We start from the raw sequence: 25,128 nt of genomic DNA on the forward strand, positions 1-25,128 counted from the left end.
ATAACAATAATTGATATTATAATAACATAAATAGTTATGATCTTTCAAGAAGATTTTGCTGAGTTTTTAGACACAGAGCAAGGATTTGCAGTAGAGGCAACAGTAACGCCAAAAGATGGACTAGCTTACCAACTCAAAGGGATATTTGTTAGCAACTACTACCCTATAGATATTGGAACAAGTGGCTTTGTCGGATTCAATCCAAGCTTTGAATGCTGTGAGGAAGAGGCAAGAAAAATCAATGAAGGAGATATACTAACTATCCGGCAAATAAAGTACAAAATTATTGAAATCAAACAAGATGATACTGGTTGGGTAGTGCTGGAATTAGAGCGACAAAGCTGATATGCTGCATGCTAGAACCAGCATAAGGCAAACTTTTGTGGATATCCTTAAAGGAAAAACGGCAGCAAAAGATAAAGTTTACGATAGTCGTTTATACAGCATGAATGACAGCACTTTGCCGGGGATTATCATATTTTCTAGCCAAGAAGAAATAGTAACCAGCACTATCAGTCCACCAAGATGTCAGAACAGGACGGCACGAATAATAGTAGAATGTTATGCCAAGGCTACTACTTCGGTCAATATCATAGTTGATAATATGACAGCTGAAGTGGAAAGTGTAGTGTTAAATAATCCTGAACTAAGGAAGCTTTGTAAAGATTGCCGTTTGGAATTAACCGATATTAGCCTAAATTCAGATGGCGATCAACCAGTGGCAGTAGCAAGCCTCGTATTTGCAGTAAGCTACCAAACTAAAGAGACTTCACCGAATATAATAATATAAATCCAATAATGAGAAACCAATATGTCAACACATGCAGGATCAGAAGGAATAGTTAGAATTGGTACAACACAGGTAGCCGAAGTTAAATCATGGTTGCTGGAAGAGGTATGCGATACGGTAGATGCCAGCACTATTGGCACTGAGTGGCGTAAGTCTCAGGCTACTATTAAGAGTTGGTCAGGTTCGATAGAGGCCTTTTGGGATGAAGCTGATACTGAAGGTCAAGGAAAGCTTACCATTGGAGTGAGTGTACAGCTAAGTCTTTACCCAAAAGGCGAGAATGAAGAAAAGATATATTTTACGGGCATAGCAATTGTTACTGGCATTTCTCGGCAAGCTTCTCCCGACTTCCGCATTTTTTAATAAGGCATAAGCTTAGAAGGCTTATAGTGCTGGGATTTTTAAAATTTAGGCACAACATTATTTTATTATTTTAAATATATTGCAGCATGGTCTGAACGTTTGATGTTAAAGGTTTTATAGATTTTTCTAGCTTCGTTTTTTATTGCACTTGGTAGTCTATAAAGATCACCAGTCTTTGTATGTCTTAAGATTGAAGCCTGTACTGATATTAATAATTCAACGATGTTAGTTACACTGATCTTTTGGGTCAGAGCAACCTTGTATTCTATAGTTTTAAGCACTGCAAAACTCATATAACACACAGCTATGTGTGCTTCTATCCTTTGTTTAGTCCAGTGAAAAATTGGACGCATTTGTAAATTATGTTTATTGATTCTAAATTGCTCTTCAATTACCCATAATCTAGCATATTTTGCTATTGCTTCATGTGGAGTTATAGTCTGGTCATTGGTGATTACCCCATGCATGCCATCCCACAACGCATCCTGCTCTATCTTCTCTGCGTCAATATAGCTCTTGCCATTTTCACTAGAAGTATATTTTTTTACTCCACTATTAGATATAAGTTTTTTAGTACTACCAAACTCACCAATAGCCTTATTAATTTTATCTAAAATTTTTTGTCGCTCCTGTGCATCATTAATAGCCCTTTTAGATTTATAACTGGTAATTAGACGTTTACCATCATGTTCTAGATCGGCAATCCAAGTAAGATCATTGCCTATAACAGTAGGCTTATAGTTTTCCTCTGATAATATTTCTTCTTTCTTTTCTTTCTTGAGTGTTTTAAGCTTTGCTGCCACAATATAACGATAACCACCTTCATCGAGAGCTTGCAAGTTAGCTTTACTAAACATTGCACGATCAGCAATAAAACAGACATCTTTAACTTTAAGATACGCTTGCCAGCTGTTAATTGATTTAATTAAGGTGCTAACTTCTGCGGTATTACCACTAAACAGCTCATAGCCAAGTGGTAATCCATCCTCATTAGTTGCTAGGGCAAGAACTAGTTGGGTAGTATTAAAGCGATGATCTTTACTATAGCCAAAGGCTCTTAGCTCATCTATTTCTACTGATTCAAAGTATAGTGTAGTAACATCAAAAAATACTAGGCTAATCTCTTTATTAGGAATCAAGGTTAGGGTGTTTTTAAAGCATAATTCTTTAATTTTAGGTATTTGCTCATGTAATTTGTCCATCATCCGATAAGTAGCATCTAGATCATGATGCCTGTCAATTTTACAAACGTCCATTTGCACCCTTTCTCCTAGAATCTTGGAACTATAACGTTTAATCTGTTTACGATAATGACGTTTTTAATTCAACGGAGCTACATTATGTTTTTTAAGCACTTTATGTATAGTAGCTGTAGAAAATGAGATACCATATAAACGCTTTAATTCACTATGAATGCGTCGTGATCCTAGATTCCTTTCTTTCCTTAACTTAAGTATAAGATTTTCATCAACTTCACTTCTTTTTTGAAAAGGAAAGTTTTTGGGCTTACTACTAATATCACACAAACCATTTTTACCTAATACTTCATAGCGTTTGTACCACTTGCGTAATGTAAAGCGTGAAATACCATAATGTTCGCATACCTTTCCTGCATGCTCTAACTGTTTATATAACTTAATCCAACTCAAACGCAACTTAATCTTAGCATCCATTACAAATGACCTTATAAGTCTCTAACTTAATTCCTATTATAACAAGCTGTAGTAATCAAGTTTTTTAATAATTAGATACTATTTTATTTTACATCTCTGTTGCAACAAGGTCTATAAATCACACATATAAGGTACATAGAGTATCCTAGTTTATCGGCGGGAATTTGTGCTTTGGATACCACACACCTGTCTTGCTCCACCTTGCTCTGCAATAACTGCCTAAAGTCATCAGTGCCAGTTAGGATCATCCTTGGTGCTACTATAGTATTTGGAGCATTTATTGTTGTCACAAATATCAACTTTTTTCTTCAGTCTTACTTGTACCCAAAGTCACAAAGCGTTGACCCGAAGTATCTAAGGCACGGCAAGCAATTGATTGTACCTGCTTAGTTGCATTATCTGCTTTCTCAGTCAGTTCTTTTATATATGTTTCCTGTTTCTTGATTTTCTCTTCAAGATAACCAATACTCTGCTCGTTTAGTTTTAATATACCATCATATTCTTTCTGCTTCAATTGGCTATCAAACTCATATTGTTGTAATAATTGTGTACGTAACAATTCTTCGGCATTTGCCATAGCCTCTTTTATTTTGTTTGGCATTTCTTCCACTTGTACTTTTAAAACATCATAGTCCTGCTCTTTTGCTACTAAATCAGCTTCTCGTCTTAGTAAATTATCTTTTAAGTCAGATAATTCCTTTTCCATAATGGCTCTTTTGTTATTATATTCATCAGTTTCCTTGCGACGCTTTAATTCCAAAGCATAACTATATTCTTCTTCCTCACGCTTTCTAGTTTTTGCAAGAATATCTTTCTGTTCCTTGTAATCTTGCTCGAGAATTGTACGTTGTTGTTGCCAATGAGATTTTTCACTAGCCATTTCCTGTTGAAAATTCTGTTTTATTTGCTGCATTTCTAGCTCAAAACACTCTTTTTGTTCAGATTGAGCTTGCAATAAAGCTGATAAAGTATTTGCTGTTTCATGAATTTGATATAGTTCCTGTAGATGCGTTTGTTCTAAAATAATAGCCTCACGCAAATTGGCTAATTTTTGAAACTCATCCAACAATTGTTCTGATAAATTATCAATTTTTTTAATAGTCTTTGATTTTAAAGTACTTAAGTCAGCTAATATATCATCCGATGAATTATTGATTGCTTTGGTTACTATTTGTTGTTTCTCTTCCTGCTTTTTATGTTCTTGAGGACTCGCAACCTGTTTTTCAGTTAATTTTGTTACCACCTCATTATAGGCTGCTAAGATCTGATCCTTAGTACTTTTAACCGAAACTTCTTGAATATTCTGTTTTTTTGTCATCTTCTTAAAACTACTTATAATTTTTTACTATAAACACACGCATGGTAAACTTTTCTCTATTTCTTATAATTGTAATAGCAGATTAGATTGTAAACTAATATCAACCATTACACAAGTTAGATATAAAATACTTTTCTTTTTGAAAACGTATTATTTTGCTAAAATAGGAGACCATTCAAAAGCAGGGGCAAAGCTAAATTTTGCTAAAAAATATGCCTAGCTTTTTATAAAAATATATTACAAAATGAATCTATAACACCTGAAACATATTTTATCCTATTTGATGTAACTGATAAACTGATAAATTGCTTTTATTATGTCTGACAATACTAATTGTCTTGCAATATAGAATTAACAGGTATAATTAATATTAGGTCTATCACCAGTTGGAATAGAATTAATAATTCTATCTTAAAAAATAATCAGTATTACTCGCTTTTATGCACTCTATTGTCAAAAATAATTCTTCTTGGAATGAAAATTTATGTTAAGTTATTATTTTTTTATTGACTTCCATTACGGATGCTGAGGTTATTATACGATTAGATTTCTTAGCTTTAGTTGTTCCAAGGTATATATCTCAAGGAATGCATAGATGGGACGTTATAATTTATGCTATGATATGTTTTATAAAAAGAAGTTATTTTGGGCAAATTTCATGCTGCTAGTTAGCTTTTGCCCCGTTTCTGTAATTTGACCCCATATTTGTTTTTTAGAAAAACCGCGTTGGTTAGAAATAAACATTTTTGTAAATGCATTTAAAATAATTAGGAATATCTATGAATAAAATGCTAAATAATCAGTTAGTTATTTATCAAACTGAAAATGGTGAAACCAAAGTTGACGTACAAATATATGATGACACGGTATGGCTTACTCAACAACAGATAGCAGAACTTTTTGATAAAGATAGAACAGTAATTACTAAACATATTAATAAAATCTTAGCAGAAGAGGAGCTTGATAACACAGTATGTGCAAAAATTGCACATACTGCATCAGATGGTAAGAAATATGATACGAAATATTATAATTTGGACATAATAATATCCGTTGGATACCGGGTAAACTCTAAACGAGGAGTGCAGTTTAGGAAATGGGCAACCAAAATATTAAAAGATTATCTCATTAAAGGGTATAGCATTAATCAAGATAAAGTCGTGCAAAATAGGCTAGTTCAGTTAAAGCAAACAGTTGAGCTATTATCAACGACTTTGATCAATCATAATTTAGTTAATGATACTGGTAGAGAACTAGTTAGTCTAATTAAAGCCTATAGTAAAACATGGGATATGCTGATTAAGTATGTAAATTGTAATCATCTTTTGACCCCCTATTGTAATTAAAACTGACCCCATAAGAATTGAAAATTAAAACTCTAGAAGTTATATCTTAACTAGGTTCTAGCATGATTAGGTTAGGGGTCAACTTACATTACAATTTTTACTCAAAAAGGGTCAAAAGTTGATTACATTTTATACAAACTGTTGGTGGTGAGCTATGGTAAGAATAAAACCTTCTTTAGAACCAATTTGTTAGAAGAAATATGAAATGGCATAGCTATATCTTTTTTTTGACTATACCTAATTTTTCTACCATTTACAACAGATACGACAGAACCTGATTAAGGAGTAACATCTTCTATTGGTGTTTTTCCCAATGTATCAACATTAGCATCTTGTTCATTTCTAGAATTCATATTACTGCTCTGTAAAAAATCATCAGGATTATAGTATGAATTAATAGAATCAGGGTGATCCCAATAAGGTGCAGAACCGCCTCTTTTACCAATAGTATCATTTAACCAAGGTCGTTTAGGATCACAATAATGAGAGTCTGCGTGTCGGTTACTAGATGATGAATCATGATGAAGTGGTTGTACTGTTTGAAGTGGTTATGCTGCTTGAAGTAGTAGTTGTGTTTTTTGAACTATCCTTTGACATAAAATACTCTCTATAATATTAGTTAATGGAACTATTGCAAGATAATCTTTTTTGATCATTTTGGCGTCGCGTTAATTTTCGAATCCTCACGTACATCTTAGTCACACTACTGGACAAAAGAGATGGAGGGGTTGCAAGAGCTAGTAAATAGAGTATTTTAGATTGAATAGAAAAAAATCAGTGGTACTCTATGTTACTAGCTGAATTACTATATAATCATTTTGAGATGAAAGATTCAAGACTAAATACGTTCAAGGGCATAATAAAATCATTAATATTGTGTCGAGGAAGCAAATATAAAAATATGGCAGAAGGAATAGAAGGAGATAAATTATTAGATTCAAAAATAAAAGCGGTATATAGATTTCTGCAAGAAGACAATATCAATATTGACGATTATTATAAGTTTATGAGAAATTATATTCCTCAAGGAAAAGTGGGGTTCTGTCGCATCTGTTGTAAATGGTAGAAAAATGGAGACCATTCAAAAGCAGGGGCAAAACTAAATTTTGCTAAAAAATATGCCTAGCTTTTTATAAAAATATATTACAATATGAATCTATAACACCTGAAACATATTTTACCCTATTTGATGTAACTGATAAATTGCTTTTATATGTCTGATAATACTAAGATTTACCAATTCAAAGTACATCTTAAAGATATAACTCCAATGATTTGGCGTAGTTTTCTAATTCAAATTTAGTTTTGCCCCTGCTTTTGAATGCTCTCCATGTTCTAAATTAATTTTTTTAATGTACGAGGAATCTTCAGGAAAATTATCTTTTAGAATACTAAGGAGCTTGTTAATTAGGTATTTAGCTTTAGTGTAATAAATTTGACTTTGCTTAATATCGCCTTGCTGCTCTTCATAAATTGTCCTTTTTTTATATAGGTCTATTAAGCTTTCCAATACTCTATATGCCTTGGGATGCCTTTTATTTTGTAGTATTGCCAAAGATTGATTTAAATATTCCTCAGCTATTGTCAGATCACCTTCAAGAATCTTTGTTTTTCCTATATTATATAACAGAAAAGCAACTTGAGCGGAATTAATACCATAGTGTTTTTTACAAAGAATAAGACTTTGGTTGAATATATTATTAGCACTTATAAAATCCCCCAGTTCTCGATAGGTAACTCCTAACTTTTCTAATGCCCAAGCTATTTCATCATGATCCTTGCCATAATGTTGTATATAATATCCAAGGCTCTTTTGTATGAGCTGCTTTGCTCTTGACCAGTTACCAAGGTTACCATAAACTATAGCTAGATGTATCCGTGACCAAGCTACTTCTATATGTTCATCTTCTAAGGTTTCCTTGTAAAATGATAAACCTTTTTTGATTAATTTTTTTGCCTTTTCATTGTTTCCTAAGTTTTGGTGAACAATACCTAAATTAATAACCAACCAAGCATATTCTATCTGATTCTTTGCTTCATTATTTTGTTGAATAGTAATAGTTTGTTCAAGTAAATCTTTAGCCTTCTTATAATTGCCAAAACTTCTATAGAAACGCCCTAAATTTCCAAGTACCCATGATGTTTTTATATCATTTTCTCCATAATAATCTTTATAAATAGCAAGCCCCCTCTCAAAATACTCTTGAGTCTTTTGGTAATCTACTTTTCTATAAAAAGATGCTAAATTTACCAATAACCAAGCTATTTCAATATGTTTTTCCTCACCATAATAGTGTTGGTATAGTGCAAGGCTTTTTTCAAGGTACTCTTGTTCTTTTTTTCTATTACCAAGCATTTTATATGCTATTCCCAGCTGTCCCAAAGTATATGCTTTTCTAGGATTAGGAGTCTTATAATAACTTTTATAAAATCTTAAGGCTTGTTTAAGGCTGTCTACTGCCTTTGCACCATTAAGATATGTAGACCAATAGATATGTCCAAGCTTACTTGTTAAATGAGATTTAGTAAGTTCATTAACCAAATTTTTTTCTAAAAATGAAGTAAGATGAGGAAAAAGTTGTTTTATAATAATAATATCCTCAACTTCTAATATTCGATCTATATATGTTTCTAAAGTTGTAGCTATCGATTCAATTAGTTGGGAGTTTTTGTTTAAATTTAATACCTTAGTGAGGTAATGTAAAATGATAGCTTGCGTACTACGATGAAGGGAAAATGTAGAGTTAGTGTTGTTTTTATAACAATTCTTATTAATAATTGTATATTTACTTAGATTATGCAGAAAATTATCAACAGAGATTTTTCCTTTATAAGAATCTAATAAACTTCTTGGAATATTTTGTGAATCCACCATACTTATCAGTAATAAAAGAGAGCTAAAACTAGGTTCTTGTTCCATAAGATGTTTTAACGATAATGTTATAATACCATAACGGTTTTTAATGTAGCTACTTTTTTCTTTTATAATCTCTCCTTGAGTAACAGCAAATTCCTCACTACACTGTTCTTTACGGTTCAAGTACTCCTCATATGTAATGCCTATTTCCTTAATATAGTAAGCTGCTGTTGTTACATCTAAAGGAAGAGGTGGGATGTTTTGTAAAAACTGTAATGTTCTCTCTTGTTCTGAAGTAGAGTAATTGTATCTGTCTTCTGAATTCAAAATCTTAGTAAAAAGATCAAATTGTTCTGAATGACTTAGTTCTTCTAGGAAAATTACTTGTCCTCCACTAACGTAACTGTTATTTGCAATAGTGCTATTACGTGTTGTGATGATAATTTGTCCTGATCCCCAAGCTTTTTGATCATAAGGGAAATAGTCTTTAATATCTGAGAAAGTTTCTACATTATCGTAAATTAGTAACCAATTAGGATGTATTTTGAGTTTATTTCTAATAAATAACACAAGCCTAGCTTGTTTTTTATCAAAGTCCTGTATTTCTTGTATGGTCTTTAACTCTTGCTTCTGTTCTGCAGTTTGAGATAAAGCATAACCTAGATTCTCAAAAGAATTCATAATACTATCTTTGGTTTCTGCATTTATTTCCCAAGTAACATTAGCATTTTGTTTACTTGCATACAAACGAGCCAAAGTTGTTTTTCCTGCCCCACCTGTTCCAATTAGGACAACGGTTTGCATATTGTCTTTGTCGTTTAATTTCTCCTTAATTTCTGCAATTATAGAAGAACGTTCTAAAAGCGTACTCTTGTGGGGAATAATAAAATCTGATCTTATATTTTGAGTTATTATTTTATCTGAAACAAAAAAATTATTAGAAATAATCCATACTACTAAAATAGAAAAACAACTAATACACATCAATAAAATAATAAATTTTCTGCTTAATAACTTTTCTTTAAGTACGATAGATTGAGATGTAGGTATAATTTTATCTTTTAAATCTTCCTCTTCTAAATGAGAATTCAGCATATTTTGATATTCTGCTTTAAACTCCTTAATAATTTGATCTAAGTCAGTTTTATTTAAAATTTTCTTTATTAATCTCAGGGTAGAAAGGTAATAATCTTCTTCTTGTCTAAAATCTATATATTCAGCAGCATTAATATCTAAAAGGTTTAAATTTTTATCAACTACTAAAACAATACTGGTATTTAACTTGTTGTCATTTACTAGTTCTTTTTCGAAAATACACAAATTATGAGTAACTCCTGTAGTAGCTTGGTCTTTATCTTCCCTATTTATCAGAGTTATATTAGCTGCTTTTAAGTGTTCTTTTAACCGCTTTAGTAAATCTTCTTCATTTTTATTGATTTTTGTATAATGAAGTAGGCAACTACAATCTTGCCTATTTATAATCTTTCTTATTTTTTGCAATTGTCTTTCAAACAGATTCTGAGCTAATAAGTGCAAATAATATTTAGTTATACATTGTAATTTCCCAGATTCTCTCACAAGATCAATGATGTATTCACGTGAGCTATTGCCTAGCTTTTGCATTATGCTGCGAATATGAGTCTCTACAGTTCTAGGCGAAATTACTAATAAAGTCGCTATTTTCTTATCACCTCTATTATGAATTATACAAGCTATAATATCTATTTCTCTAGGTGTAAATTTTATACCACCTATTTCATTTAACTTTTTTGAAAATATCTCTTCCCTATCGATGCTCACCTTAAATACCAAGTCTAGTTCAGAACTCTCCTACAGTTTAGCAGACTTATAATTTGATTCCTAGGTACTTTTAAACCTACTCATTTTGTACTTAAGGGTAAAAATTAAGGGTATTTTACTGATTACAGTTTGATAAATTGCAAATAATCTAATTTTCCTAACAAAATTAAAAATTGGAGGAGAAATCAATATGAAAATACCAAATCGTTGGACTGAAGAAGGTATAAAGGCAGAACTCCATGGGTTTTGGAAAGGGGATATCGATTTCTTTCGTAATACTGAGTTTCTAAAACATTATAAAGTAGAGGAAGTAGATGGCATAACTATAATTAAGTATGATGTTTACGCAACTCCACTAACCTCGTGGTCACCACTAGGAGACGCAGTAGTATACGACCAAGAGCCACGACGTGATACAGTATATCTAGATTCTAATGGTAATAAAATAAGTGAAGTAGAAGCACAGAAACTTCAGAATCAGTATATAGCAGAACAGCAAAAAGCAAAGGAAGCGGAAGAAAGAAAGCAGCAAGAAGCTAATAAACGGAAAGCCCAAGAGGAGCAGGAGAAACAACGGAAAATCCAAGAAGAGCCTGAAGTTAAGGAGAAGGAAGAAGCAATAACTAAAACAGCCCATGAATGGGGGGAAATAGTAGGAGGAATATACAGTGGGTCTACTGGTGGAGAGATAGGCAATTATATAGGAAAAGCAGTAGGAGGAAAAATAGGGAAAAGTTTTGGATATCAAGGGGTTGGTGAGAAGACAGGAAAATGTTTTGGTAGTATCGCTGGAGCAGCAATTGGTGGAAATATTGGAGGAGCATTGGGAGGCTCAGTAAGTCAAGCCGTTGCTACTGAAATAGTAAAGATAGGAGGAATAGACACAGTAGGGACGACCTTACCACCATTAGTAGGAGCTGTGGTGGTAGGAGGGGTAGGAATAGCAACCTCTGCTTTCTGTAAGACTGCAAATAATCCACAAGGCTCTACCTTTAATAATGTAATAGATACAGCTAGTACAAGCATACCAATGGCAGCAATGGCAATGGCTAGGTCTATAGCGTTTATAGATAACTCACCAACAGCATTAGGGGTATTAAGCTATGGCACTCAGCAGGCTGTAAACTATTATAAGCACGGAAGTACTGATATAACGTTTACAAATGTAGCTAAAGGTCTTGGTAGTAGCATAGCAACTAGGACGATTTCTGCAGCGATAGCAGTGCCTGTAGGAGCTATCGTAGGTTCAACTATAGCAATAGTAGCAGTACCTGTGCTTGCTGCGTCAGCAACGGCTGCTTTAAGTTATGGAGTTAATCAAGGTGTAAGGTGCTATTCCAATTCATGTGATGCGGAGAAAGCAAAGAAGTTAAACGTGGAAGCGACAAAACATCATAGAGAAGGTCAATATGAAGAGGCTCTTGTAAAGTTTAATAAAGCTACAGCACTACAACCAAACAATAAGATTTATCACAAAAACAAGGCTGCGACTCTTATCAAACTAACTAAATATGATGAAGCCATAGAAGCTGCAGATAAGGCATTACATATAGACCTAAACTATAAACAAGCAAAAGAACAAAAAGCTTTTGCCTTGAATGAGTTGGCCAAGGTAGATTCTAATGCTCAAAATTATGAAGAAGCCCTTATAAAATTTAATGAAGCTATAGTACTACAACCAAACAATGAGATTTATCAAAAGAACAAGGCTACAGTTCTTAATGAACAAGGTAAAAAATTATGGAACGATGCTTGGACAGCAGAAGAAACAGCTAGCTTGGAAGAAATTGAAGAAACAGTAGAGCAATATCTTGCAGAAGCGAAAGAAAAGTTTAAGGAAACAAAAGTTAAGTTCAAACAAGCACATAAACTTGTACCTGACAATACTGAATATACACGAAACTTTCATATGATTAGTTTAAAGATAGAAGGTAATTCTAACTTTAATGAAGGAGTTAAATTACAATATGAAGCTAATAACCTAAGAGATCAAGGAAAATACGAACAAGCTTTAAAGAAGTATACAACTGCTATGCAAAAGTTTCAAAATGGTCTTAAGCATGACGCAAGATTTCAAGATTGTATAGACTTAGTTAAAGAATCTATCACAATATGTAATACAAAAATTGAAGAAATAGGTCAGCAACAACATTATGGAAATCTAGAAGAATACATACCTAATCCCGATACTCATAATCCCAATAATTTATCAGATAATCCCATCACCTCTTATGAGCATGTTGTTACTGTGATAGGAGTAGTTGATGTTGATTATTAGTATACAAGTTAATTGATAATAGAGGGAATCACATAAGCTAAATACTGATTTTTTACATAGAAAATGGAAGTAAAAATGAAAAGGTCTGAAGCAAAAAGAATTAATCGCAATACTGAGCTTGGCATAGAAATAACGTCAAAAATATTAACTAACCTTACTTTAGATAAGTGCTACAGTCAGGAGGATATTGCAAAAGTCATGGAACATCTTACTCGGAAATACGGATATGATTTTGTAAAACAATGTGAAGTTGCAGGTAGTATAGATCAATTAGGTAAATTTCTTGAAAAGTACGAAGAAGCTGATTCAGAGCCTAGATTTATTATATATAACAAAGAGGCTAATCACTGGGTTACTTTGTGCATTATGCATATAGGGCAGTCTACCCCCATTTTATATAAAGATTCTTTTGGCAGAGAAATTCCCGGCGATATTCATGATGTTTTATTTAAAAAGTTTGGGCTAGGTACAAGACTGAAAGTACACGCGAACAAAGAACAACAAGATTCCACTAGTTGTGGTCCTATGTCTTTAAAGAATATGGAAATAATAATGTCTTCCATAAAAGGTAACCAATTAGACTTTATCGAACACTTTGAGACTACACAATTTTGTCAACATAGACAAGTACAACAAGTTAAAGAATATTTTAAATCAGAACTAGGTCAATACATACGAGTTACTATAAATAAATATATCCTAGAGTTATCAGAAAATGTGGCGTTTAAGGTAGCGATAAAGAACTTTGTAGAAAAAATACCCTACGAAGCTTTTGACAAGATTAATGCTTATGGTCAAGCTTTACAACAGTACTTTGAAAAGCAACCAAAAGAAGTATGCTCTGAAATAGTAGATCATCTGCAAAAAGAAGTGCTAGAGAAAGCCCGAGAAGAAGCAAGAGCAAGGTTAAAGCAACTGCGTAAAGAAGCATTAGAAAATTTACCAAAATTAATGGAGTATGTTAAAACCATACTGCCAGAAGGGATTAAAACTGCAGAGGATGTGGATAAATTAAAAAGAACATTACCAACAGAGGTATCTAAGGTAATACTGCCTTTGGTAACACCGGTTACAAATGGGATAATTGAAGCAGGTGTAGTTGTAATAGCAGATTACTTACCAACTCTGTTAGCAGAACCAATTAAAGTAGGGGGAAGATTTGTTGCACATCAAGTCACTAATAAAATACAAGGAGCAGTGGAAGACACAGTACAAAAAGGAGTAAATAAAGTTAGTGAGGTGATGGTAAATGTCGCGAGTAGTGTCAAAGAAAAAACAATAGAAACTATTGATACCCTACAAGAATTAGTGGTAGATAAAAGCTCGACACTTGCAGCAAATACTACTAAGTCGATAGCTAGTCTGTTTATACGCAAAGCTAACGATATAATAGAATCACAATACTCTGAAGAGCTAAGGAAATTTACTCAAATATTTGATTTGTTAGCAAGATATAAAGTAAACGAGGAATTAGAAAACCTACTTAAAGATACTTGCCAAAAACTAAATTTAGACTATGACAAAGTAAAACCATTTTTTGATTTAATAAAGGTTCGACAAGAAAATAGTTCGCAGCAAAATAATGGTAGTTTACAAATAGATAATGCTAATGCTGAAGAAACTAATCATCTAGAAAAAAGAACAGAGCCTCCACTTAGTACTAATAATAAGTCTACAGAGCCAAACGTTAAGGATTTAGAACAATTATTAAGCGAAATAGTCTTAGGAGAAGATGGTGATAATTCGTTAGAAAGTCAAACATTAAAAGACAAATTAAGAGAACAATTTAACCAAGTAAAAAGTTCTTCTCTGTTATGGAATAGTAAGAGTCTAACAGATATTAGGAGTTGGGCTGATTCAAAAAAGGGAAAGCTCACTGCTATTGATATATACGAAGCTATAGCCATAATGGATAGAGTTAATGAATTAATCACCACTGACGGACATCGTTTAAGAGACACTCAAATATTATCTATTTTGGTATTTTTACAAACAAAAAATAACCAAGGGAAATTATGTCAAATTCATACAGGTGAAGGTAAAACTACTATAGTATCATTATTGGCAGTTATTAAAGTACTTCAAGGAGAAACTGTAGATATTATTACCAGCAACCATGTTCTTGCAGGAGAGGGGGTAGAACAGAGAGAAAATTTCTACAACGCTTTTGGTATAAGCGTTGCCCATAATAATACTGATGAAAATAAGGAATGTTATAAAGCAAATGTTTTATACGGTAGTATAGGTAATTTTCAATTTGATTATCTCAAAGACACTTTTTTGGGCTTGGGTATCCGTGCAGGTAGAGAATTTGCTACTGTTATTCTAGATGAAGTAGATAGCATGATTATAGATAATGCTGGCAGTATTGCGAAATTGTCAACTCCTTTCCCTAGTATGGAAAGTTTAAGATATGTTTATATTAAAATATGGCAAGAGTTACTCAAAGCAGAGAAAAGTTTAGAAAAAGAAATTGATAAAAAACTAAGAGAAAAGGCACAAGAGTTACAAGTAAGCAGTAAATCTGAAAAAGACAAGGAAACAGAATATATAAGCTTCCAACATGAATTAACAAAATCCGCAAGAGAAACAATTAAAGCTCAAATAAAGGCAAGTGATTTTAGCCAAATAGATACTCTAATACCTGAGCATCTTCAGGTTTATGAAAAAGCAAAATTAGAGCAGTGGATTGATAACGCTATTTATGCAAAATATGGTTGTCATGAAAATAGACAATATATTATCAAGGAAAAGGAAGATGAGAACGTTATAATCCCAGTTGATTATGCAAATACTGGAGTCACACTAAAAAATACAGTGTGGTCGCATGGGTTACACCAATTTGTACAATTGAAGCATAATTTACATCTTACCAGTGAAAGCCTAACTAGTAGTTTTATCTCTAATCTTGGATATATCAAAAAATACGGCAATAAAATATTTGGTCTTACAGGTACTTTAGGTTCAATAGCAGAGCAAGAATTATTATCATCTATCTATAATGTAGATTACGCCAAAATCCCTACATACAAAGCAAAAAAGTTTAATGAATTAGGTGGTATAGTCGTAGCAGATGATCACTTTGTTACTGTTGTTGCTTTAGATGCTTTAGAAAAGATCGAAGGTGGCAGGGCTTGTTTAATTATTTGTGAGACGATTGAAGATTTAAAAAATATAGAGAAAGCATTAAAGGTTCTACAGAAATTAACAAAAACAATTTTCTCTATCAAGCCTTATGGAGATGATAGTGACATTATCCCAAAAGAGCTGAAAGCTGGTACTATAATTGTTGCTACTAACATAGCGGGCAGAGGAACAGACTTTCAAACTACTAAAGAGTTGGAAGAAAACGGTGGGCTGCATGTGTGCGTTGTTTTCCTTCCGTGCAACCAAAGAGTAGAAGATCAGGCTTTTGGTAGAACTGCACGTCAGGGTAAGAAAGGTACTGCACAATTAATAATCAAAGTAAGCGAGGTGAAAAATTTAGGTATTGATATTGAACGACTAAATGATAGTGATTTTACTTTTAAAAACATAAAAGAAGCGAGAAATCAGAAAGAACGGGAGAGAATAAAGGAGCTTCAAGAAAGTAAAATATTAGAGTTAAATTTCCAAGATTTATTATTTAGTCAATTTTCAGAAAAATATCAAGATTTGCAGGGTAAGAATCAAGGTATATTAGGCTTTCATTATGTATTAGAAGATATTAAAGAATTTTGGGCTTTTTGGCTTGAGGCAAAGAACTTTAAAGGCAAAGAGCTAACAGAAGCAAAAGCTAAAGAAGAGTTTGAAGCTTTTATCTCACTTCCCACGACTAAATCTATAATGGGTGGGAAGATTTTACATAATCCTTATTATAGCATGAGACAGGCAGACGCTTTCTTATTAAATGAACAATTGCAGGACGCAGAGAATGCTTTAAATCACGCCATTGCATTAACTAAAACTCCTGAGATATTACACTCGGCTTACATCAAACTTTTTGAAATTGCCATGGAACGTGGTGGGCAAATGATGGAAAGATTTAAAAAAGCTCTAGCAAAGGTAATTTCTATAAATGTTGAAAAAGATGAAACATACAAAACCAAAGCCATATCGGCTTTAGAAAAAGCAAAAGAGGCTCTAGACCTAGAGGTTAGCTATATTCAGAAATATTTCTTTGCTAATCCTCAAACTGACGAGAGTCAAATTCAAGATTTTCAAAATATATTAATAGTACCTGAAGTACATGACAAAGAAAATATTTTCTTAAAGCATTTAAAGTCAAGAATGGTATGTCTAAATACTTACCGCAATATCATAGAGTGCCTAGACAAAGATGGTAAGGTAATTGGAGGTCTACTATATCAAATTAAAGAGGAATTTAAAGATGGGGTAACCATCCATAAAAAGATTCCTGATTACTTAAAAACCTTAGATCCTAATGATAATGCAGATCAACAACTAAAGCAGGCAATTACTGAAGCTGAAATCTCAGAATTAAATTTTGTAGGGCTAAACGCAATCTATTCAACAAGGGAAGTACACGATGTTCCTGATAATGTAATTACAAGGGTACAAGCCCAAATTGTTTCAGGTTTAGCAGCTTTAGCAGCTGGGTTAGTATTTCCGCCCTTACTAATAGTAACAGGTTCAGCTGCTGGGGTACTGATTTCTGAAGGGATATGCGATATTGTAATGGAGCTAATCAGCAGCGGCGAAACAGAATTTAATGAAGCCGAATATATTAAGGGAAAACTAATTAGTTATGGAATAAGTATAGCAACCATGGGTATTGGGGCGGTAGCAAGTTCTATGAAGATATTAAATAACTCAATAAAAGCTTGTAGAGGTTTATCCAAAGCATTTAAGAATAGTAAAACTATGAAGACTATATTCAATAAAGTCGCTGATAAAATAGACGATATAGAAAAAATGCTAGAGAAATCCTTAACAAAAATAAAGCTTGAAAAATCATTAAAAGCACAACAATTTGGTGAATTATCCCGACTTGAAAAGCTTTCTGTAGTAACAAAGAGTATAGGAAAGGAAACTATTATGGATGTTGCCGGATCTGTAATAATGGAAAAAATAGTAACAAAGGGGTTAGAGGAGTTACTCACTAGCTTAAAACCACAAATTCAAAAAAAAATTAGTGGTACATTATCTCAGAAAATAGATAGAATGAAGATACAGTTAGTAGAACAAATTAAGATATTCGAGTTAGCCTCAGAAATAATTACCGGTAGCAACGGACAAATAGCAGCGGAGATAGCAAAGGAAATAGCACTTGGAGTAGCAAGGCACGGGAATAATTGGAAAATAAAAGCAACTTCTTTGGTAATTGATAGTATAGTTACAGCAGATAGAATCAATCAGTATCCGCAAGATTTCTGTAAGAAATTAAACTATCGAATGGATAAAAAGTTGCAAGAGCAGAGGAGTAATATCCTAAAGAACGACAATGTTGATCTACTAATAGAGCAACTTAGCAAGCAAGTAACAGAAAAAATATACAGTTTAATTATCCATCTTAGTGGTAAATTTGCTCATACTTGTGTAGTAGAACCGACTTTAAGTAAAGTAAGCCAAGAGGTTTTTTCATCAGCAAGTAAGAGTAAAGCTAGTGATTCAATTGATAGTGAACAAAACCGGCAGAGGAAAAGTGAGGAAAGTGATGCACATAAAAATAAATGCCAAGAAGCCCTAAAATTATTAGGACTTGATGAAGGAGCTTCTTGGGTAGAGATACGTAAAGCTTATAAAACAAATGCACTTAGAAATCATCCTGACAAGAATCCAAATGAGGAAGCTAGTATAAGATTTCAACACATTAGGGAAGCATATGATTTCTTAGAAGTTAATCATTTTAACAAGGTCTTTGGGAATAGTGAAGCGGAGCTAAAGAAAACTTACCAAAAAGTAATCATAAACCTTCGTCGTGATAAAGACAGTACTACTGACTTTAACAAAGCATGTGACATGTACGAAATGTTATGGCCTCTTAAGCAAATAACAAATGAAGCTGATGTCAGTACACATCGACAAGGTAATTATTTTGATTTGAATGCAATAAGTAAAGCCTTGAAAGTAACTATCACTGTACATTTTAAGGATAAACCTAATTGTAAACCAGTGGTTATTGGTGAAAAGCACAGTAACGGATCAGGCAATAAAGTGGTAGAGCTTGATTATAAGGATGCTCATTATACACCACATAAAGTAGAGGATAAGACTAAGATACAGTCAACTGGTGCGAATAATTGTTTATTTGATTCCCTAGCTGTTCAACTAGATCATCTTGGTTCGTTGGAAAGCAATTATAGTAGTGGTGAATTAATTAAAATAGCTGATAAAGCAAAGAATAGCTTTAAACATAAAGTTTTTAGGAAAGTTATGGCATTTCTAGAGTCAATTGATCATGGAGTTCCACAATATCTGTATGAAAAAGGTCAGTCTATTTGGTTAATGGGAGGAGCAAAACTTGATCACCTTGAAAGTGGACGAATACCAAGATTTTTTGGTGGTTCTTATGGAAAATTGAACGAAGAGTTTTATGGTAGGATAGAACATACTGAAATTAATCATATACCACCAGAAGCCTCATACAAAGGAACTCCTTATGCAGGCATTAGTTCAAACCATAGGTCAGCTATAGCAATGGAGCTAGTACACCATCGTAATGAAGCAGGCTCTCTTGGTGCAGCTTCCTCAACTGGATCAGAACCATATAGAGATATGCTTAAGAAGTATTTGATACAGGGAAAATTTTGGGAGGCTCTAAAAGTAGATTGCAACGATGTATTAAATACTCCTAAAGGAACTGGAGTAGACCGAGATTATTACGCACCATCAATCGTAGAGATGCTTAACTATATAAAAGATACAAATATTCCAAATGCTCCAAATATTGTTGGAATACCTAGAGGACGCCTGATTAATGAAGAACAATATTGGCAAATAATTTATGATTTAAATCTAGAAGGGTTTCTAGCGAGGGAAGATCAAAGTAATGCAACTGGTAATGGTTTAAATGATTACGATTACTTGAATTACTGGAATGAATATAGCAAAGTAGCTATGGAAGCATTATTACAACTCAGGCTTGAAAGTGCTAACTTGGATAAATATAAAATAATCAGTCCAAATTATGTATGGGAAGGTTTTGAGGATGAAGGGGAAAAATTAATTAATGAAATTATCTCTAATTTAAAGGCAACTAAAGATAGATTATTAGTACCACTAAATTTGTATGGTAAACACTGGGTAGGGATTGTAATAGAAAAGACTGCTAGTGATATCAACATTATTTACATGGATTCAGAACAAAACACTATACCAAGTTTATTGAAAGTGCAATTAACTCACCAAATGTCAACCACATACCCCGGTTATAGGGTCAATTTGGTAGAAACAGAGCTAGAACCACAAAAATATAATAATTGCGGACCAGAAGTAATCGAGAATTTACTCAGTTATTTAACCCATGGTGATCGCTTACCACAAGAATGTGCAGTTTTAGGACATTCATTATTACTAGAAGATTTATTACTAATGGAGCTGTCGTGACGAATAAGTCAATCATTTAATTTGGTAGTTGTATTTTTTAATTCCAATAAATTTTGTCTAAGAGCTTGTCCGCAAACTAAAATTAAGGTATGATGAAGTGAACAAAGTATTATTAGTAAGAAGTATAAAAGAATGAGCAGAAAAAATTATCCAACAGATTTAACAGATGAAGAATGGTTAAGGATAGAGGGGTTGTTTCAAGTATCGTATGTAAAGGGAGGTAGACCTTTAAAACATAGCAAAAGAGAGATTTTGAATGCAATTTTTTATGTATTACGTACTGGGTGTCAGTGGAGATATATGCCGCATGACTTTCCAATTTGGAAGACAGTATATGAACAATTTAGAAGATGGAAGAAGCAAGGTGTATTTGAACGTATGAACCATGAACTTATCAAGGATGTTAGAAGAAAATTAGGTAGAAATGAGTATCCTAGTGCTTGCATAATAGATAGTCAGTCTGTCAAGACAACAGAAAAAGTGGAGCTAAAGGTTATGATGGAGCTAAGAAAATTAAGGGCAGAAAGAGGCATATTATTACCGATACACAAGGCTTTGTGTTAGGTTGTTATGTCGGTTCTGCGAATGAGAATGATCGATACGGAGCTACAGTGCTACTCAATAACATGCAAAAAGAGTACACTACTATTAAACAAATGTGGTCTGATATGGGGTATCAGTCTAAAGATTTAAAGGATCTCATTAAGGAAAAGTATAACATAGATTTAGAAATTGTTAAACGACCAGTGTGCAGATTTTGGATACCAAAAAATACACCACTAGAACTATTGCCAACAAGGGAAGTTGGGTTTAAAGTACAGCCAAGGCGATGGGTTGTTGAGAGAAGCTTTGCTTGGATAAATAGAAATAGAAGGCTCTCCAAGGAATATGATTTTCTTACTGATTCTAGTGAAAATATAATTTTTTTGGCTATGAGTCGATTACTTCTTCGTAGGATTACTTCTATTACTTAGTTTGCGGACAAGCTCTAACTCCGTTATTTTATCTAGAGTGCTAGATAAATATGGAAACCTTGCCAATAATAAAAAATTTTTGACAATACTAAAGAAAATATCGCCAGTTGCTTGGCATCATCATATTCATTTTCTCGGTCAATATACGTTTTACAATAAAGGTAATTCTATAAATATAGGTGAAATAATGAAAGATATCGAATTAACTTATTAATACATCTAGCAATCTACTTGCTTTGTAAATTAAATGCTAGTAAATAACCATTTATTGATTTGTGCTGCAACGACCAACAGCAGAGATAAAAAGTAAATATAAACTTGTCAAACAACTAAATCTTCCATCGTGGGAGAAGGCATACAAAGGCTAAGCTAAGATATTAACCTAGGATTATGAAGACTATATCTTATTCTCATGACTGTCAATTAGTAATTTCAATTCTGCTCGTAATCAAAAAAATCTGGGGTTCTATGTCAGAACGCCTACTTATACAAGTAGTGTGATATTGTTACAACTAAAAACTTATTCTTACAATTTTCTATATTATTTTTCTTATTATCACTATTAAAATTATTAATTAATTTTAATATAAATTACTTATCATTTAACTTGACGGTGTAATATAAAGTTTTCAAAAAGAAAAGTATCTTATACCAGTACTCATTCTTGGTAGTCCTTTTGTCTTTGGAAAACGAATATTATCATACATTTTGTTCATAGAACCTAGAGAGTTTAATAAGTGCAATTTAATGTTGCATAAATAGTGTAAAATAATTTTGCAAATGACAGTTTAAGCCAAAATTATGAGTAAAATGGATAAAAAAGTTTGTATTATAGGGTTAGGATATATAGGTTTTCCTATTGCTTGTGTTTTAGCAAATTCAGGTTATTCAGTTCTCGGGGTAGATATTGATGAAAAGGTAATATTGAGAATAAATACAACTAATCATATTACTTTTGAAGCAAAAGTAAAAGATTTATTTATAAAAGGAATGCATGATGGGAATATCAAAATATCTACAAAGATTGAACATTCCGATATTTATATAATTACTGTACAAACTCCTTTAAATTTAGAAAACAAACCAGATATCTCTTATGTAAATGCAGCAATTGAATCTATTACACCTTATCTTAGAACTGATAATTTGGTTATTATTGAATCAACATGTCCGATAGGAACAACCGAGATAATGGCTAAACAACTTCGAGCTGTTTGTGCTAATATATTTGTAGCTTATTGTCCAGAAAGAATATTACCTAGTAATATTCTTAATGAATTAATACATAATGATAGGGTTGTAGGGGGAATAGACAGACAATCTGGGATACGAGCATCTGATTTTTATAGATCATTTATTCATGGTGGGATAGAAGTTACTGATTCAAAAACAGCAGAAGCAGTTAAGCTTGCAGAAAATACCTATCGTGATATTAACATTGCTTATGCTAATGAGTTATCTATGATTGCTGATCATATTAATATAAACATAAATGAATTGATTTGGTTAGCGAACAAGCATCCTCGTGTAAATATTTTACAACCAAGTCCAGGTGTGGGTGGTCATTGTATAGCTATAGACCCGTACTTTTTAGCAAATGCAGCACCTAGATTTGCCCAATTAACACTAAAAGCAAGGGAAGTTAATATCAATAAAACTAATTGGGTAATTCAGAAAATAAATAAAGTAGCAAAAGAAAATAATGTTAGAACCATAGCTTGTTTAGGTCTAACTTATAAACCTAATGTACCTGACACTAGACAATCACCGGCTATCATAATAACTGAGACTCTTAAACAAGAATTTGATGTTATTGCTTTTGATCCATATGTTAAAAATATAAAATCAATAAATTATTTACTAATAAAAGCAGATATGGTGGTTGTGTTAGTTGCTCACAATGAATTTTTGGATATATCTAACCATTTGTTTCATGAAAAAATTTTTCTTGATTTTACCGGAGTATTTATAAAATGAAAACAGTAATGACAGTAATAGGGACACGACCTGAGGCGATAAAACTTGCCCCTGTTATTACAGCTTTTAAGGATAATAAGTATTTTAAGAATGAGATATGTATAACTGGACAACATACATCTTTACTTGATTCTTTGCTTTTAGATATGAACATTAAAGTCAGTTATCAATTTGAACCTATAGAAAGTAATGGTTCTCTTTGCCAAAGCACAGTGCATATGTTATCACAATTTAGTAATATATTAGAAAAATCAAGACCAAATTTAATTATTGTTCAAGGAGATACTACAACAGCTTTTGTAGCAGCCCTTGCTAGTTTCTATTTGCGTATACCATTAGCACATATTGAAGCAGGTTTGAGGACAGGTAATATATATTCACCATGGCCTGAGGAAGTACATAGATGTTTTATAGATAAACTTAGTACTTATTTTTTTACGCCAACCAATCAAGCAAAAATCAATCTTATCAAAGAAGGGGTACAAGTTGATAAAATTTGGGTAGTAGGTAATACATCCATAGATGCAGTAAGACTTGTTAATAACAAATTATATAGATTGGAAACAGATTATAAATCAAAATTTATCTTAGTTACAATTCATAGAAGAGAAAATCATGGTGAAGTGCTAAAGGAAGTTTGTAATGCTTTACATAATATTTCTAAACGGTTTTTAGATATAAAAATAATATTTTGTTTACATCCTAATCCTTCTATAAGTAAGGCTGTGAAGAAGTTATTATCAGATATAGATAATATTGATTTAGTTTCACCAATAGATCATGTTCTATTTATTAAATTGCTAAAAGAATGTCTTTTTGTAATAACTGATTCTGGAGGGATACAAGAAGAAGTAACATTTATTGGAAAGCCTGTACTCATTATTAGAGATACAACTGAAAGATTAGAAGTAATTGAAGCTAATACAGGTATATTAGTAGGAACAAAATCAGTTAATATTATAAAGAATTGCAATAATTTATTAAAAAATCCGAATTTGCTGGCTGCAATGTCAAGAGTGCATTTTCCTTATGGGGATGGTTACGCAGCAGAGAAGATAGTTAATATCTTGGAACAAGAATTTAAAAAAGAAACTATATGCAAAAGTTAGGTATTCTATTTTTTGCTGATCGTCTTCCTCCATTAATCGGTGGCATGGAAATGCATGCCAAATATTTTACAGAATATTTCACTACTCATTCTAGGTTTCCTATTTTGAGTATAATTACAAAAAATGCTGAAGGGCAAGATTGTATTATATTAAACAAAGAAACTAAACCAATAAATTTAAATAAATTAGATAATGTATTTAATCCAGTTATTATATTTTTTAATAGTGGGCGATGGATAGAAGATCTTAAACAACTTCGTAATATATTTCCAAAAACTAAATTTATATACCGTACAGGTGGTAATGAAATTTTGAAAGCTTCTTTGATTAGTGGAAAAATGTCAGAATATATTATGCGGCGATCATATTGGGTTGATATTTTAAATGATACTGTAGATTTATTAATAACCAATTCTACTTACACGGAAAATCGTTTAAGTAAAATTGGTATAAAATGTCCTTTTAAACGTTTTGTAGGTGGAGTAAATATATCTGCATTAAAGGCAGCAAGGATTTTAGATAATAAACCTTTTACTATCTTCTGTGCCGCTCGTTTTGTTCCATATAAAAATCATTCATTAATGATATCTTTGGTTCATGAGTTAGTGTTAAGAGGCTATAGCTTTAAGTTGAGGTTAGCTGGGGAAGGTCCTTTACTTGAACAAATAAAAGGACTAGTAGATAAGAATGATCTGAGTTCAGTTGTAGAATTTCTTGGAGTACTCGAAAATGAAAAAATATGTGAAGAGATTATCAATGCAGATATTTACATGCAATTAAGTTGTGATAAAGTAACAGAAGTTCCCGGTGGTTCATATATTCATTCAGAAGGAATGGGACGTTCTATTTTAGAGGCTTTAACAGCAGGAACTTTTATAATAGCTGGTAACAGTGGTGCTTTGCCAGAGGTTATTACAGCCGATCGTGGATTACTGGTTAACTTCAATGATTTTCAACAAATAGTTAATCAGGTTGAACAGATTTTAAAATATCCTCAAGTTAGAAAGCCTTTGGACGATAAATTTTGTTGGTTAAAAATTTTTAAAGGTTATGAAGAATTATTTAAGGATATATCTAACCCGATAAGGGTTTAGA

The 25,128-nt window shown here is 32.4% G+C and carries 17 protein-coding genes; 12 read left to right on the top strand and 5 right to left on the bottom strand.

All coding sequences use genetic code 11. The features are described 5' to 3' along the window. Window positions 1-36: 36 nt before the first annotated feature. From AAGD45_RS04985 to AAGD45_RS04995, 3 genes are read left to right on the top strand one after another with little or no spacing between them, the layout of a single operon-like run. A complete protein-coding gene (locus tag AAGD45_RS04985) occupies window positions 37-345 on the top strand; it encodes a hypothetical protein (RefSeq protein WP_341760866.1) in 309 nt (102 codons plus the stop codon). 37 nt (window positions 346-382) lie between these two features. Continuing rightward, window positions 383-790: a hypothetical protein gene (locus AAGD45_RS04990; protein WP_341760867.1), complete on the top strand. Its 408-nt coding sequence runs from the start codon at window positions 383-385 to the stop codon at window positions 788-790. Between the two features lie 21 nt (window positions 791-811). Then, window positions 812-1,153 (top strand): hypothetical protein, encoded by a 342-nt coding sequence (locus tag AAGD45_RS04995; protein WP_341760868.1) that lies wholly within the window; start codon window positions 812-814, stop codon window positions 1,151-1,153. A gap of 65 nt (window positions 1,154-1,218) precedes the next feature. On the opposite strand, the gene AAGD45_RS05000 is transcribed toward AAGD45_RS04995, so the two are convergent. The 4 genes from AAGD45_RS05000 to AAGD45_RS05015 all read right to left on the bottom strand — a co-directional run bounded on the left by AAGD45_RS05000 (window position 1,219) and on the right by AAGD45_RS05015 (window position 4,144). Then, window positions 1,219-2,409 carry an IS1634 family transposase gene (locus tag AAGD45_RS05000; RefSeq protein WP_341760869.1) on the bottom strand — a complete coding sequence of 397 codons (1,191 nt, stop codon included), beginning with the start codon at window positions 2,407-2,409 and terminating at the stop codon, window positions 1,219-1,221. 63 nt (window positions 2,410-2,472) lie between these two features. After that, window positions 2,473-2,826: a helix-turn-helix domain-containing protein gene (locus AAGD45_RS05005; protein WP_341760870.1), complete on the bottom strand. Its 354-nt coding sequence runs from the start codon at window positions 2,824-2,826 to the stop codon at window positions 2,473-2,475. An 83-nt stretch (window positions 2,827-2,909) separates the two neighbouring features. After that, window positions 2,910-3,116: a hypothetical protein gene (locus tag AAGD45_RS05010; RefSeq protein WP_341760871.1), complete on the bottom strand. Its 207-nt coding sequence runs from the start codon at window positions 3,114-3,116 to the stop codon at window positions 2,910-2,912. Between the two features lie 5 nt (window positions 3,117-3,121). Then, window positions 3,122-4,144, bottom strand: coding sequence for a hypothetical protein (locus tag AAGD45_RS05015; RefSeq protein WP_341760872.1), 1,023 nt, complete (start codon window positions 4,142-4,144; stop codon window positions 3,122-3,124). A gap of 779 nt (window positions 4,145-4,923) precedes the next feature. Between AAGD45_RS05015 and AAGD45_RS05020 the strand changes: the two genes are divergently transcribed. After that, the gene (locus tag AAGD45_RS05020) at window positions 4,924-5,490 is read left to right on the top strand and encodes a virulence RhuM family protein (RefSeq protein WP_341760873.1); all 567 of its coding nucleotides are present in this window, start codon (window positions 4,924-4,926) and stop codon (window positions 5,488-5,490) included. Between the two features lie 787 nt (window positions 5,491-6,277). Further along, a complete protein-coding gene (locus tag AAGD45_RS05025; protein ID WP_341760874.1) occupies window positions 6,278-6,556 on the top strand; it encodes a hypothetical protein in 279 nt (92 codons plus the stop codon). Between the two features lie 222 nt (window positions 6,557-6,778). On the opposite strand, the gene AAGD45_RS05030 is transcribed toward AAGD45_RS05025, so the two are convergent. Beyond that, window positions 6,779-10,147 carry a tetratricopeptide repeat protein gene (locus tag AAGD45_RS05030; protein WP_341760875.1) on the bottom strand — a complete coding sequence of 1,123 codons (3,369 nt, stop codon included), beginning with the start codon at window positions 10,145-10,147 and terminating at the stop codon, window positions 6,779-6,781. A 190-nt stretch (window positions 10,148-10,337) separates the two neighbouring features. Between AAGD45_RS05030 and AAGD45_RS05035 the strand changes: the two genes are divergently transcribed. From AAGD45_RS05035 to AAGD45_RS05065, 7 genes are all read left to right on the top strand, one after another. After that, window positions 10,338-12,425: a hypothetical protein gene (locus AAGD45_RS05035; protein ID WP_341760876.1), complete on the top strand. Its 2,088-nt coding sequence runs from the start codon at window positions 10,338-10,340 to the stop codon at window positions 12,423-12,425. A gap of 75 nt (window positions 12,426-12,500) precedes the next feature. Then, on the top strand, window positions 12,501-19,973 hold the full coding sequence (locus AAGD45_RS05040; protein WP_341760877.1) for a DnaJ domain-containing protein: 7,473 nt from the start codon (window positions 12,501-12,503) through the stop codon (window positions 19,971-19,973). Window positions 19,974-20,105: 132 nt separating this feature from the next. Beyond that, window positions 20,106-20,947, top strand: a protein-coding gene (locus tag AAGD45_RS05045; protein WP_341760878.1) for an IS5 family transposase whose coding sequence is annotated in 2 segments (ribosomal slippage) — window positions 20,106-20,478 and window positions 20,478-20,947 — 843 coding nt in all. Because the reading frame shifts where the segments join, the coding sequence is not laid out codon by codon here. Window positions 20,948-20,984: 37 nt separating this feature from the next. Next, window positions 20,985-21,161 (top strand): hypothetical protein, encoded by a 177-nt coding sequence (locus tag AAGD45_RS05050; protein ID WP_341760879.1) that lies wholly within the window; start codon window positions 20,985-20,987, stop codon window positions 21,159-21,161. Window positions 21,162-21,748: 587 nt separating this feature from the next. Further along, window positions 21,749-22,924, top strand: a complete 1,176-nt coding sequence (locus AAGD45_RS05055) for a nucleotide sugar dehydrogenase (protein WP_341760880.1) — start codon at window positions 21,749-21,751, stop codon at window positions 22,922-22,924. Beyond that, the gene (gene wecB / locus AAGD45_RS05060) at window positions 22,921-24,033 is read left to right on the top strand and encodes a non-hydrolyzing UDP-N-acetylglucosamine 2-epimerase (RefSeq protein WP_341760881.1); all 1,113 of its coding nucleotides are present in this window, start codon (window positions 22,921-22,923) and stop codon (window positions 24,031-24,033) included. The genes AAGD45_RS05055 and wecB overlap by 4 nt, the downstream gene beginning before the upstream one ends. Beyond that, the gene (locus AAGD45_RS05065; RefSeq protein ID WP_341751241.1) at window positions 24,021-25,127 is read left to right on the top strand and encodes a glycosyltransferase family 4 protein; all 1,107 of its coding nucleotides are present in this window, start codon (window positions 24,021-24,023) and stop codon (window positions 25,125-25,127) included. The genes wecB and AAGD45_RS05065 overlap by 13 nt, the downstream gene beginning before the upstream one ends. Window position 25,128 lies beyond the last annotated feature (1 nt).

Origin of the sequence: Candidatus Tisiphia endosymbiont of Thecophora atra (assembly GCF_964026395.1) — a bacterium.
Lineage (GTDB): Bacteria > Pseudomonadota > Alphaproteobacteria > Rickettsiales > Rickettsiaceae > Tisiphia.

Coding starts and splice junctions, on each gene's coding strand:
- AAGD45_RS05025 (WP_341760874.1), top strand. CDS start 6,278: ATGTTACTAGCTGAATTACTATATAATCATTTTGAGATGAAAGATTCA.
- AAGD45_RS05020 (WP_341760873.1), top strand. CDS start 4,924: ATGAATAAAATGCTAAATAATCAGTTAGTTATTTATCAAACTGAAAAT.
- AAGD45_RS05035 (WP_341760876.1), top strand. CDS start 10,338: ATGAAAATACCAAATCGTTGGACTGAAGAAGGTATAAAGGCAGAACTC.
- AAGD45_RS05055 (WP_341760880.1), top strand. CDS start 21,749: ATGAGTAAAATGGATAAAAAAGTTTGTATTATAGGGTTAGGATATATA.
- AAGD45_RS05000 (WP_341760869.1), bottom strand. CDS start 2,409: ATGGACGTTTGTAAAATTGACAGGCATCATGATCTAGATGCTACTTAT.
- AAGD45_RS04995 (WP_341760868.1), top strand. CDS start 812: ATGTCAACACATGCAGGATCAGAAGGAATAGTTAGAATTGGTACAACA.
- wecB (WP_341760881.1), top strand. CDS start 22,921: ATGAAAACAGTAATGACAGTAATAGGGACACGACCTGAGGCGATAAAA.
- AAGD45_RS05005 (WP_341760870.1), bottom strand. CDS start 2,826: ATGGATGCTAAGATTAAGTTGCGTTTGAGTTGGATTAAGTTATATAAA.
- AAGD45_RS05065 (WP_341751241.1), top strand. CDS start 24,021: ATGCAAAAGTTAGGTATTCTATTTTTTGCTGATCGTCTTCCTCCATTA.
- AAGD45_RS05040 (WP_341760877.1), top strand. CDS start 12,501: ATGAAAAGGTCTGAAGCAAAAAGAATTAATCGCAATACTGAGCTTGGC.
- AAGD45_RS05015 (WP_341760872.1), bottom strand. CDS start 4,144: ATGACAAAAAAACAGAATATTCAAGAAGTTTCGGTTAAAAGTACTAAG.
- AAGD45_RS04985 (WP_341760866.1), top strand. CDS start 37: ATGATCTTTCAAGAAGATTTTGCTGAGTTTTTAGACACAGAGCAAGGA.